The sequence below is a fragment of the Methylocystis sp. genome, assembly GCF_050251305.1.
In the GTDB taxonomy this organism is placed as follows: domain Bacteria; phylum Pseudomonadota; class Alphaproteobacteria; order Rhizobiales; family Beijerinckiaceae; genus Methylocystis.
The window spans coordinates 1-12,360 of sequence record NZ_JBFWNB010000028.1 but is presented as its reverse complement, the minus strand read 5'-3'; the positions used below and the strand labels follow the sequence as shown (position 1 = coordinate 12,360).

Here is a 12,360-nt window from a genome sequence, read left to right as displayed (position 1 = left end):
TAATCGAAAGCGTCAAAGTGACGCGGGATATCGCACGCTTAGCCGCCCGCCATCGCGGCGGCGACGATCTGATGCGCCTCTTCCGTCACCGGCGGCATGTCGCGCAGCGTCTGGATCACGCCGCGGATTTCCGCTTCGCTGTGGTTGGCCGAGAAGAAGAAGCGCAGCCGCGGCCCGTCCTTCGGCACGCCGATGCGCACCACCGGCGGCACGTAATAGCCGTTCTCCAGCAGATGCTGCGACGCCCACATCGTCTCGATGTCGCTCGAGAATAGAATCGGCACCACGCCGCGGCCGATCGCCGGTCCTGTGGAGAAGCCCGCTTCATGCGCGACCGTGCGGAAGAGTTCGGCGTTGCTCGCGAGTTTGGCGATGCGCCAGGTCTCCTCCTGCATCAGCCGCAGCGCGGCGCGCGCGGCGGCGAGAATGACGGGCGAGAGGCCGACGCTATAGACGAAGCCCGGCAGGGTGTAGCGCAGCCACTCGATGACCTGCTTCTTGGCGCAGACGTAGCCGCCGCAGGAGGCGAGAGTCTTCGACATGGTGCCGATGATGAGGTCGATCCGGTCGGGATCGACGCCCTGATGTTCGGCGAGGCCTCGGCCGGTCGCGCCGAGCACGCCGAGCGAATGCGCCTCGTCGACGAGCAGCCAGATCTTGTATTTTTCCTTGATCGCGAGGAGACGCGGCAGGTCGGCGACGTCGCCGTCCATGCTGTAGACGCCTTCGACCACGATCAGAACGTTGCGATATTCCTCGCGATGGCGCGCGAGCAGATGTTCGAGATGATCGAAGTCGTTGTGGCGGAACTTGACGACATGCGCCGGCGCGCCGTCGGCGCCCGCGACGATGCTGTTATGCGCGAGCTCGTCGATGAAGATCGCGTCGCGCTTGCCGCTCATCAGCCAGGCGATCGTCGTCACATTGGAGAGATAGCCGGAGACGAGCGTCAGCGCGCTCTCCATGCCGAGGAATTCGGCGATCTCCGCTTCGAACGGCTTGTGCGTCGTGCGTTCGCCGCCGACGAGCCGGGAGGCGAGGGCCCCGACGCCGAGCCCGTCGACCTCGCGCTTCGCTTCCTCCCGAATCCGCGGATGATTCGCGAGGCCGAGATAGTCGTAATTGGCGAAGCTGACGAAATGCTTGCCCTGCGCCTCGAACTCGGCCTTCAGCTTGTCGATCTGCGCGAAAAACGGATCGCTGAACTCAAGCAAGGCGTTGCCGGCAAAACGGAACCGCCTTGCCGCATAATCCTCTAGGCTCTTGTGCTTCGTCACTTATTCCGCAGTCCCTGAAGAACGGGCGCGCCGCGCGCGATTAGCGAAGAACTTGAGCCCTCGACCGCTCAAGATTGATCTGGCTGCTTAGCATTCCCGCCCCGTCTGCGCCAGCGGGCCGACGGCTGGAGGCGCGCGGCGCGCGCGACTTCAAGGCCGTCCGCAATCGGTCGGAAGGGTTCCGCGATCGCGGTCTGGCGGATTCGGTCGCAAAGCCTTATGCCCGGAGCGCATGTCGCCCGATGCCGCCCAGCCCGTTCAGCCCTCCGTCGACGGCGCAATGCGCCTTTGCGTCGACGATCTCGCCGTCGTGCGGGGGGGGCGCGCCGTCCTGCATCGCTTGAGCTTTTCGCTGTCGTCCGGGCAGGCGCTGATCGTGACCGGCCCCAACGGCGCCGGGAAGTCGACGCTGCTGCGGGCGCTGGCGGGGCTGCTGCCGCATGCGGCGGGCGCCGTCGCGCTCGCCGGCGGACCGCCCGACCTCGAACTGCCGCAGCAGGCGCATTACCTCGCGCATAGCGACGGCATGAAGGCTGCGCTGAGCGTCGAGGAGAACCTCGAATTCTGGTCGCGCTATCTGGCGCAGGCGCCCGACCGGCGCAGCCGCTCGGTCGCCGCCGCGCTTGGGGTCGTCGGTCTCGCCCATGTCGCCGCCGCGCCCTTCGGCGCGCTCTCGGCGGGACAGAAACGGCGCGCGGCGCTGGCGCGTCTTCTCGTCGCCTTCCGGCCGCTCTGGCTGCTGGACGAGCCGCTGACCGCCCTCGATCGTGCTTCGCGCGAGAAATTCGCCGCCGCCATGCGCGAGCATTGCGCGAATGGCGGCCTGATCGTCGCCGCGACGCATGAGCCGCTGGGGCTCGACGACGCGTCGACGCTCCCGCTTGGCGACGCGCTTGGCGGCGCTCTTGGCGCAGCCTCATGAGCGCGCCGCTCACAACCCTGTTCCTGCGCGAATGGCGGGTGGCGCGCCGTATCGGCGGCTCCGGCGCGATGGGCGTCGTCTTCTTCCTGACGCTGGTCGCGATCGTTCCCTTCGCGGTCGGGCCGGACCCCAATCTTCTCGCCCGCATCGGGCCGGCGATCCTCTGGATCGCGGCGCTGCTCGCGACGCTGCTCTGTCTCGACCGCCTGTTTCAGGCCGACGCCGAGGACGGCTCGCTGGATCTGTTTCACCTCGCCGAGACGCCGCTCGAACTGGCGGTGCTCGTCAAATGCGCCGCACATTGGGCGGCGACCGGCCTGCCGCTCATTCTCGCCGCGCCGTTTCTTGGCCTGATGCTGCAGCAGGAGCGCATGGCGCTGTTGGGCGTCGTCGCGACGCTCCTGGTCGGCACGCCGGCGCTCACCCTGATCGGCGCCATCGGCGCGGCGGCGACCGTGACCGTTCGGCGCGGCGGCCTGTTGATGGCGTTGCTGGTCCTGCCGCTGACTATTCCGGTGCTGATCTTCGGCGTCTCGGCGGCAGAGGCCGCGAGCGGCGGAACCGTGCCCTTCTCGGCGCCCTTCACGATTCTTTGCGCGATCACGCTCGCCGCGCTCGCGCTCTGCCCTTTCGCGGCGGCCGCGGCGCTGCGCTACCTCGGCGAATAGCGCCGCCTAATCGATGCATACGGCGCCGCTTCGCGAGCGCCCGGTGAGGCTCTGCGTGTGGTTGCCGCTTTGGCTCGTGACATGGACGAAATCCTTCATCTGTCCGCGCCGTCCAAGCAGACACCGCGTCGCACCGCCGATCTTGAACGCCCCCTGGGTCGTGCAGAAACGCGAATCGCCGCGCCACTCCTTGCCGCCGCCACGCGCATAGAAGAAATAATTGTGCGGATCGGACGTCTCGCTGCGCAACACGACTCGTTCGCAGCCGCCGCAGGCGCGGAGCTTCCATCATCCCTCCGAAATGAATCCGCCGCGTGGACTGACCCAGGCCGCGGCGACGGTGACTTGATCGGGCGTTCGATTGCAGACGGTGAAGTCGGCTTGCGCCGTCGGCGCAACGGCGCAGCATGCGATGGCGAGCGCATACGAAAGGCGCAAAGCATTCATTTCAACCTCCATAAGAAAATGAGTTTCTATAAACATCGCGGCGTTTGACGGCGCCGTCAGTCTCGCATGCGCAACGGACGCGCTTCGTATCCGATCGTCAGTCTGCGCGGGCCGGAAAGGCGGCGAGCATGAAGGCGATGGCGAGCGCAAAGAGCAGCGCGAGATGCAGGGCGCGATTGCGCAATCTGGACATGCCTCGACTCCTCGAAAAAAAGCGCGCGCCTCGGACGCGCGATAACATCATTATGCGAAAAATGTCCTGTGGCGCCTCGTCCGCTTGGCTGAGAGCAAGCGAAAGAACATCAGTCGTGCGGCGCAGGCGAGAACGGCGCGCAAGCAATCATCATGCGCTCGGCCGGATCAATTTGAGGCTTTGCTGTCCCGCTTCGGCGCGCTCACTGTCGCGCCCATGTCGGCGCGCGCTTCTCCAGAAACGCCGCCACGCCTTCCTTGGCGTCTTCGGCCAGCATGTTGTCCACCATCACGGCGCTGGCCAAGTCGTAGGCTTCGGCGAGCGGCTTCTCGCGCTGGGCGTAGAACGCCTGCTTGCCAAAGCGGATCGCCTGTGGGGATTTTCTGGCGATGCGTTGCGCCAGCGCCAGCGCCCCGCTCCGCGCGCCCTCGGCTGAAATGCGATTGACGAGGCCGATGCGCAGCGCCTCTTCGGCGCCGATGGGAGCGCCCGTCAGCAGCATTTCCATCGCATGTTTGGGCGCCACGTTGCGCGAGAGCGCGACAGCGGGCGTCGAACAGAAGAGGCCGATATCGACGCCCGGCGTGCAGAAGCGCGCCCGCGGCCCGGCGACGGCGAGATCGCAGCTGGCGACAAGCTGGCAGCCGGCGGCGGTCGCCATTTCGTCGACGGCGGCGATCGCCGGCTGCGGCAATCTCACGATTTTCTGCATCAGCGCCGAGCAGGCGCGCATCGTCTCGTCGAAGAAGGCGCGGCCGCGGTCGGGATCGTTGCGATGCGCCGTCAGCTCCTTAAGGTCGTGGCCGGCGCAGAAGGCCGGGCCTTCCGCCTGCAGCAGCACGGCGTAAATGTCGTTGCGGCCGGCGAGCGCGTCGAGCTGATCCGAGAGCGCCGCGATCATCGCCAGAGACAGGGCGTTGCGCAAGGCGGGGCTGTTCAGCGTGAGCGTCGCGACGCCGGCGGCGGACTCAAGCGTCACCCGCGCGGGGACATCGGCGTTCAGGGTCATGGCTTGGAGCATATAAAGTTCGGCGGCCGAAACCAAAGGTCTCCGGCCGCCGCGTGTGATCAGTAAAGCCCGCCGGTCCCGCTGCCGACCTGCTGGTCGACGTCATGCGGCGTATCCAGCGCCCGCGGGCCGCCGCCGCCGGAATAGGAATCGGGCGGCGCAGTTCCCGGCTTGAACGCTTCGAGGATCGTGCCCGATCCCGACGAGCGCAGACCGGAGTGGACGTCGACGGAGATGAGTTTGATTCCTGGCGGCACGCGGAACGGCGTATCGGGCTTGTCCTTCAGCGCGACCGTCATGAAGTCGCGGAAGATAGGCGCCGCGAATTGCGCGGCCTGGGCGTGGCTGCCGAGCGAGCGCGGCCGGTCGTAGCCGATGAAGACGCCGACCGCGAGATCGGGAGAGAAGCCGACGAACCAGAGATCCTTCGCGTCATTGGTGGTGCCGGTCTTGCCGGCGAGGTGCTTGCCGACCGCGCGGATCGAGACGCCGGTGCCGCGCTGAATCACGCCTTCCATGATCGAGGTGATCTGATAGGCGGTGAGGGGGTCGAGCACCTGCTCGCGCTTGTCGATGAGCTTGGGTTCGAGCTGGTTTTCCCAGCGCGCCGCGTCGCAGCCGATGCACTGGCGTTCGTCGTGGCGGTAGAGCGTCTTGCCCCAGCGATCCTGAATGCGGTCGATCAGCGTCGGCTTGATGCGTTTGCCGCCGTTCGCCAGCATCGAATAGCCGGTGACCATGCGCAACAGCGTCGTCTCGCCGGCGCCAAGCGCCATCGAGAGATAGGGCGTCATCTCGTCGTAGACGCCGAAGCGCTTGGCGTATTCGGCGATCAGCGGCATGCCGACGTCCTTCGCCAGACGCACCGTCATCATGTTCTTCGAATGCTCGATCCCGTAGCGCAGCGGATGCGCGCCGGTGCCGTGCCCGCCTTCGAAATTCTCCGGCGTCCAATAGGTGCCGTCCGCCTGCTGGATCGAAATCGGCTCGTCGAGGATCGACGAAGACGGCGTGTAGCCATTGTCGAGCGCCGTCGCATAGACGAAGGGTTTGAAGGCGGAGCCGGGCTGGCGCAACGCCTGTGTCGCGCGGTTGAATTCCGACTGGTCGAAGGAGAAGCCGCCGACCATCGAGAAGACGCGGCCGGTATGCGGGTCCATCGCCACCATCGCGCCGGAGATATCCGGAATCTGCCGCAGGCGATATTGGCCGGCGCGTCCCGCGAGCGGCTCGACATAGATCACGTCGCCGGCGGTCAGGGCCGTTCGCGGATTCCGTCCGGTCCAGCGCATGCCGTCGGGCGGAAGAAGCCCGGTTTCGCGTTCGCGCGCGACGTCGCCGGATTTCTCGCGTCCCGGCTGAAGGCCGATGCGCGCGCCCTCGCCGGAGACGTCGAGCACGACGGCGAGGCGCCAGGGCCTAACGTCGCCGAGCGCGGGAATTGTGGCGAGCGTCGCGCCCCAATCCGACGAGATGTCGATGTGGTTCATTGCGCCGCGGAAGCCATGCGCTTCGTCGAAACGCACGAGGCCGTCGGCCAAGGCCTTTCGCGTCCAGGCCTGCATCTTCGGGTCGAGCGTGGTGCGAACGGAGAGGCCGCCCTCGTAGAGCTTCTTCTCGCTATATTGCTCCAGCAGCTGACGACGCACCTCTTCGGCGAAATAGCCGGCGACATAGGTGTTGGGGGAGAGAACGCGCGGGTTGACGCCGAGCGGCTCGACCTTCGCCTTTGCGCCTTCTTCAGCGGTGACATAGCCGTCGGCGATCAGGCGATCGATGACGTAGTTGCGGCGCTCGATGGCGCGTTCGCGGTTCTGAAACGGATGATAATTGCTCGGCGCTTTGGGAAGCGCCGCGAGATAGGCCGCCTCAGCGAGCGTCAGCTCGTTGACCGACTTGTTGAAATAGTTGAGCGCCGCCGCCGCGACGCCGTAGTTTCCAAGGCCGAGATAGATCTCGTTCAGATAGAGTTCGAGGATCTTGTCCTTGGGATAGGTGGCTTCGATTCGGAAGGCGACGAGCGCTTCGCGGACCTTGCGTTCGATCGAGCGCTCGTTGCCGACGAGAAAGTTCTTGGCGACCTGCTGCGTGATCGTCGAGGCGCCCTGCATATGGCGGCCGCCCTGGGCGAGCACGGTGAGCGCGCGCATCACCCCTTCCGGGTCGACGCCCATGTGGTTGTAGAAGTTCTTGTCTTCGGCGGAGATGAACGCCTGCTTCACCAGTTGCGGGATGGCGGAGCTCGGCAGGAACAGTCGGCGCTCATGCGAATATTCGGCGAGGATCGATCCGTCGCCGGCGTGCAGGCGCGTCGTGACCGGCGGCTCGTAATCATGTAGCTGAGCCGTGTCGGGCAGATCCTTGGAGAAGTAGTAGACCAGCCCGGCCACGGCGATCGCCCCGATCAGGAAGACGATCGTCCCGGTCGCGAAGACGAAGCCCAAAAACCTCGCGAGCATTCGCATGAAATATCACCCTTCGAGCGTCGGGCGCGGGGCGCCGACCAGTGGTTCAATATTGAATTCGGTTCTTCTCGCGACGCCGGGATCGGAGCCCGACCGGCGCGCCAGCCGGTTTCACCGGCTGAGATATAGTGAGCGATCGCACCTTTTGCGTCTGCTTCTCTAACAAAGCTCGTTCCGATCCTTCACCAACTGGCGAATTCCCGGCGCCGGTCCGCCGCGCGTTTCGATTGCGAACGGCCCGTTCGCGAAATTGCAGCGACGCAAGAAGCGCTTATCGGACACGCATGTGAGCCGCGTCTGCGTTTCTCTTAGGTTTGGCGGCCTGCGACGCTGGGCGGTCGTGCGTCGCGACCATCGTCATGTGCCGTTATTTTGTGTTTTATTGTGGGCGCGCCGGGCTCGAGCGCGCCTCGGCGGGGGCCCGCGCTTCTCGGCTGCGGGCGCTGATGAAGGCGTCTACGGCTTCGGCGGACTTCTGCGCCGCGCGCTCCCGCCACTCCTGGGAGGTGAGCCTGGCGAGGTCCTTTTCGCTGGAGAGATAGCCGAGTTCGAGCAGCACGGAGGGCACGTCGAAGGCTTTGAGCACGACGAAGCCCGCGGAACGGCGCGGATTTTTGTTGAGCGCGCCGACCTCCTTCCAGAAGGAGATCAGCGAATGCGAAAACTGCCGGCTATAGGCACGGGTTTCGCGCCGCGTGAGCTCGAACAATATGTCTCCGACCTCCTCGGCTTCCGCCTTGCTTTCAAGCCCGGCGGATTGATCCGCGAGATTCTCCTTCTCCGCCGTGCGGGCTGCGCCGGCGTCAGACGCGCGTTCGGAGACAGTATAGACGGTCGCGCCCTCGACGCGTGACGAAGAGAGCGTGTCCGCGTGAATGGAAATGAACAGAGAGGCGTTGTTTTCACGCGCGATTCGCACCCGCTCGGCCAGCGGAAGGAACATATCGTGGTCGCGGGTCAGGAGCACGCGCGCATGGCCGGTCGCTTCAATCTTGTCCCGGAGCGCGCGCGCGAATTCGAGCACGACGTCCTTTTCGAGCTCGCCGTGTTTGCCGGTCGCGCCCATATCGACCCCGCCGTGGCCCGGGTCGACGACGACCATGGGCTTGTCCGTGGGCGGCTTGGGCGCCTGCGGCGGCAACACCGGCGGTTGGGGGCGCTGAAGCCGCGCCTGTTCGGCGACCGTCGCGGCGAAATGGGCCGCCCCGGTGGGGGCGAGCTCGATCACGAGCCGCGGCCCACCCAGCGCCACCTCGCTGTCGGCCTTGAGAATTTTGGCCGGACCTGCGAGATCGATCACGACCCGCGAACGCCCCGGCGCGAATAATCCGTAGCGGTATGATTTTATGAGCTTGTCGCCCGTCGACAGACCGGCGTTCGCCTCCATGCGAAAGAGCACTTCCGGCAGATCGACGATGATGCGCGGCGGGTTTGCGACGGGGCGCGCCGTGACCGGCGGCAGGCCGGTAAGGTCGAACAGCAGGCGCGAGCGGTCGGGGAGCGCCTCGATGCGGGCGGTCAGCGCCGAGATCTCTTTCCGCGGCTCGTCGGCTGCGGCGGGCCGGGCGGGCAGGGCCACGGCCGCAAGCGCCGCCAGAAGACAAGCGAGTGGCGCACCTGCGCGCAAAGCGGTCCTCCTCACATTCATCCTTAAGTTCGCGTGGCGCGGCGATCCGGCGACCGCAATTTTGAAAGAGCGTCGTTAACGCATCGTAAGCCTATCCGAAAGCCGGCCCCTTCAGGGACCTTTCTCCACGAATTTTTTGGTGAATAGCCGAGCCGGCGCTTGCGCCCGCCGTCGGCGACCGATATGTAAGGGAATGCTGCGGAATTCTGCGGCGCGATATTTGCCGCGATGCGGCCGTCAAGTCGGGCCAACGGAATTTCGAGACAGTTGACATCTTTCCGTTACGCCGCCCTGCGCAGGTCGTAACGTTTAGTCGCCGCCTTGTGCGTCGCGAAAGGTTTTTTGACGATCTCATGGCTGGGACCGTGATAGGCGCGAGAATAGGCGTTTCCCCTGTGCGGCTTGTCCGCGCGGTTGGACGCGGCTTCGCCAATAGCATAGCCTCCCAGCTTGTTCGTCATTTCTCGGGACCGATGCGCCATGCGCATCATCGTCCCGCCGGCGTGAGCGCCGGCCAGTGTATCGCAGGTCCCAGACCTGTTTCCCTTATCCTCACAACACGCGTTCGCGCCGCCAGGCTGCGCCAAAACACGGTCGCCAAGTCCACGCTTGGACTTCGGCTTGCCCGGTCGGCGTTATTGCGCGCGACGCCGCAAAAGAGTCCCCCATGGCTAACAAGATGCTCATCGACGCCTCCCACCCGGAGGAGACCCGCGTAGTCGTTTTACGTGGAAACCGCGTTCAGGAATTCGATTTCGAGGCCGCCGACAAGAAACCGCTCCGCGGGAACATCTATCTCGCGAAGGTCACGCGCGTAGAGCCGTCGCTGCAAGCCGCGTTCGTCGACTATGGCGGCAACCGCCACGGTTTTCTGGCCTTCGCCGAAATCCATCCCGATTATTACCAGATCCCTGTCGCCGACCGGCAGGCGCTGCTCGAGGAAGAGAGCCGCGCCCATCAGCAGGCCGAAGAAGAGGAACGTCCTCAGCACAGCCGCGGACGCCGCTCGCGCCGCCGCCAGTACGACAGCGCCGAGAAGCGGGCGAGCGCCGACGAGGCGATGACGAGCGAGCCCATCGACGACGAGTCGGACACGACGGTCGTCGTCGAAGACCAGGCCGAGACGGGCTTCGCCGAACTGGCGGAGGAAACGTCCGAGGCCAGCCTCGAACTTGGCGTTGAAGCGGAGGTCAAGGGCGCCGAAGCCGGACTGACCGTGGAGCCCGAGCAGGAGCCGGAGGAAGGCCGTGAAGCCGGAGAAGCCGTGGCGGTCGAGGTCCCGACCATGGCGGTTGAGGCCGGCGCCGAAGAGACCGAGACTGAAGAGAGCGTCGAGGCGCCTGCCGAGCGGCATGAGCAGATTTCCGTCGATCCCGCCGGCTTTGGCTTGGTCGAGACCGGCGAAGCCGAGGAATTCGCCGTCCAGGCGCCGGAGCCGGATCACGAGCTGAAAGCGCGCCGGCAGGACGAACGCGACGAGGCGCGTGAACGCGCCCGCGAAGAATCGGAAGACGAGGCGTCCGAAGTGAGCGCCCGCGTCGAGGCTCCGGTTGAGGAGCATGACGAGGAAGATCACGACGACGAAGACGATCACGTCGAACACATCGGCGGCGACGCCATGGACGAGGCGCCCTATCGCGCGCCGCGCTCCCGTCGCCAATACAAGATTCAGGAAGTCATCAAACGCCGTCAGGTGCTGCTCGTCCAAGTCGTGAAGGAAGAGCGCGGCAACAAGGGCGCGGCGCTCACCACCTATCTGTCGCTCGCCGGCCGCTATTCGGTGTTGATGCCCAACACGGCGCGCGGCGGCGGCATTTCGCGCAAGATCACCGACGGCGCCGACCGCAAGCGGCTGAAGGAGATCGTGCATGACCTCGAAGTGCCGGAGGGCATGGGGGTCATCCTTCGCACCGCCGGCGCGACGCGCACCAAGCAGGAGGTCAAGCGCGACTTCGAATATCTGCTTCGGCTATGGGAGAGCGTGCGCGAGCTGACGCTGCGTTCATCGGCGCCGACTCTGGTGTACGAGGAGGGCTCGCTGATCAAGCGCGCCATTCGCGATCTCTACGGGCGCGACGTCGACGAAGTCGTCGTCTCCGGCGAAGAGGCCTATCGCGAGGCCAAAGATTTCATGCGCATGCTGATGCCGAGCCACGCCAAAAACGTGCGCCAGCATCGCGAGCCCTGTCCGATCTTCGCCGAGAGCGGCGTCGAGGCGCAACTCGACGCGATGTTCTCCAACCATGTCACGCTGAAATCGGGCGGCTATCTGGTCATCAACCAGACGGAGGCGCTCGTCGCGATCGACGTGAACTCCGGGCGCTCGACGCGCGAGCACAATATCGAGGATACGGCGCTTCGCACCAACCTCGAAGCGGCGGACGAGGTCGCGCGGCAGTTGCGGTTGCGCGATCTCGCCGGACTGATCGTCGTCGATTTCATCGACATGGAGGAAAGCCGCAACAATCGCGCCGTCGAGCGGCGACTGAAGGACGCGCTGAAGAACGACCGGGCCCGTATCCAGGTCGGCCGCATCTCGCATTTCGGCCTGCTCGAAATGTCGCGCCAGCGCATCCGCGCCGGCGTCGTCGAGGGTTCGACAGTCCCGTGCCCGCATTGCGCCGGCGCCGGCCATGTGCGCTCCACCGCCTCCATCGCGCTGCATGTGCTGCGCGTCTTGGAAGAGGCGCTGGTCAAGAGTTCGGCGCATGACGTGACGCTGCGCACGCGCGCCGTCGTGGCGCTCTACATTCTCAATCAGAAGCGCGCGCATCTGCAGGAGCTGGAGCGCCGCTTCGGCGTGCACATCACGGTCGCCGCTGACGATACGCTCACCGGCGCGACCTATCACGCGCTCGAGCGCGGAGAGCTCGCGACCGGGCCGCGCGTTTCGCAGCGCGATGCGCCGCTGCGCGTCGATTCCGTTCGCGCCGAACCGCTCGAGGAAGAAGCGCCCGAAGAGGCGATCGCCGGAGAGCTGGTCGAGACGGAAGAGGGCGGCCTCGAGGAGAATGGCGAATCCCGCCGGGACGAAAGCGGCGGCCGGTCACGCTTTGGCGCCGAGGACGACGGCGCGTCGCGCGGCCGTCGCCGTCGCCGTCGCCGCGGCCGCGGCCAGGGCGGGGAGCCTTTGGCGCCCGGCGCCGAACAGCCGTCCGATGAGGGTCTTGCGTTCATGGCGGCGATCGAGGGCGCGCCGGCGCCCGCCGCCGAGGAGCGCCCCGAGCGCCGCGGCGGCAGACGAGGGGCGAACCGCGGTCCGGGTCGTTGGCGTCGCTCCGCGCCTTTGCCCGAGGAATTCAGGGATCCGTCCGAGCTGTTCCCGGTCGATGACGCCAGCGACGAGGCTCTCGCGTCTCCGTTCGAGGCGCATATGCCGGCGTTTCCGCCGGAGCCGGCGGCCAACGGCGTCGAGGCCGCGCCAGGCTCCGAGGCGCATGCGAGCGAGCCGGCCCCGTCCGTGATCGTTCCGCCGGAGGCGCCGACCTCGGAGGCTGCGCCGGAGCCGATCGCTGCGCCACAGCCGGTCGCGCCGCGCGAACCGACGGAGGTGGTGATCACCGAGGCGGATCCGAACCGTCCGAAAAAGGGCGGCTGGTGGCAGCGGGTCCGCACGCCGTTTGGCGGCTAGGTCGTGTGGACAGTTATCGCATCCACAGGACGATTGCGGCGATTGTTATGACTGCCCGATAATTTTGGGCGGTCTTCTCGAAACGGGTTGCGACGCGGCGGAACTGCTTGAGTTTTGAGAA

General features: G+C 66.1%; 9 protein-coding genes and 2 pseudogenes. 3 read left to right on the top strand and 8 right to left on the bottom strand.

From position 1 onward, the window contains the following. Positions 1–38: 38 nt before the first annotated feature. Positions 39–1,277, bottom strand: a complete 1,239-nt coding sequence (locus tag AB7F41_RS10750) for an aminotransferase class I/II-fold pyridoxal phosphate-dependent enzyme (protein WP_428383883.1) — start codon at positions 1,275–1,277, stop codon at positions 39–41. A 232-nt stretch (positions 1,278–1,509) separates the two neighbouring features. On the opposite strand from AB7F41_RS10750, the gene ccmA reads away from it, so the two are divergent. Both ccmA and ccmB read left to right on the top strand, forming a co-directional pair. Then, complete coding sequence (gene ccmA, locus AB7F41_RS10745) at positions 1,510–2,199, top strand: heme ABC exporter ATP-binding protein CcmA (protein WP_428383881.1); 690 nt, start codon at positions 1,510–1,512, stop codon at positions 2,197–2,199. Next, positions 2,196–2,867: a heme exporter protein CcmB gene (gene ccmB, locus AB7F41_RS10740; RefSeq protein ID WP_428383879.1), complete on the top strand. Its 672-nt coding sequence runs from the start codon at positions 2,196–2,198 to the stop codon at positions 2,865–2,867. The genes ccmA and ccmB overlap by 4 nt, the downstream gene beginning before the upstream one ends. 6 nt (positions 2,868–2,873) lie before the next feature. On the opposite strand, the pseudogene AB7F41_RS10735 reads toward ccmB, so the two are convergent. From AB7F41_RS10735 to AB7F41_RS10710, 6 genes and pseudogenes are all read right to left on the bottom strand, one after another. After that, positions 2,874–3,125, bottom strand: a pseudogene (locus AB7F41_RS10735) (DUF1036 domain-containing protein); the annotation flags it as partial. 30 nt (positions 3,126–3,155) lie between these two features. After that, entirely contained in the window at positions 3,156–3,314 is a 159-nt protein-coding gene (locus tag AB7F41_RS10730; protein WP_428383878.1) for a hypothetical protein, read from the bottom strand. A gap of 395 nt (positions 3,315–3,709) precedes the next feature. Continuing rightward, positions 3,710–4,528 carry an enoyl-CoA hydratase gene (locus tag AB7F41_RS10725; RefSeq protein WP_428383876.1) on the bottom strand — a complete coding sequence of 273 codons (819 nt, stop codon included), beginning with the start codon at positions 4,526–4,528 and terminating at the stop codon, positions 3,710–3,712. A 47-nt stretch (positions 4,529–4,575) separates the two neighbouring features. Beyond that, a complete protein-coding gene (locus tag AB7F41_RS10720; RefSeq protein ID WP_428383874.1) occupies positions 4,576–6,981 on the bottom strand; it encodes a penicillin-binding protein 1A in 2,406 nt (801 codons plus the stop codon). Positions 6,982–7,360: 379 nt separating this feature from the next. Further along, positions 7,361–8,608, bottom strand: coding sequence for an N-acetylmuramoyl-L-alanine amidase (locus tag AB7F41_RS10715; protein ID WP_428383872.1), 1,248 nt, complete (start codon positions 8,606–8,608; stop codon positions 7,361–7,363). A gap of 281 nt (positions 8,609–8,889) precedes the next feature. After that, positions 8,890–9,069 (bottom strand): hypothetical protein, encoded by a 180-nt coding sequence (locus tag AB7F41_RS10710; protein WP_428383870.1) that lies wholly within the window; start codon positions 9,067–9,069, stop codon positions 8,890–8,892. A 206-nt stretch (positions 9,070–9,275) separates the two neighbouring features. Between AB7F41_RS10710 and AB7F41_RS10705 the strand changes: the two genes are divergently transcribed. Then, on the top strand, positions 9,276–12,239 hold the full coding sequence (locus AB7F41_RS10705) for an Rne/Rng family ribonuclease (RefSeq protein WP_428383869.1): 2,964 nt from the start codon (positions 9,276–9,278) through the stop codon (positions 12,237–12,239). 13 nt (positions 12,240–12,252) lie between these two features. On the opposite strand, the pseudogene AB7F41_RS10700 reads toward AB7F41_RS10705, so the two are convergent. Continuing rightward, positions 12,253–12,360, bottom strand: a pseudogene (locus AB7F41_RS10700) (IS5/IS1182 family transposase); the annotation flags it as partial.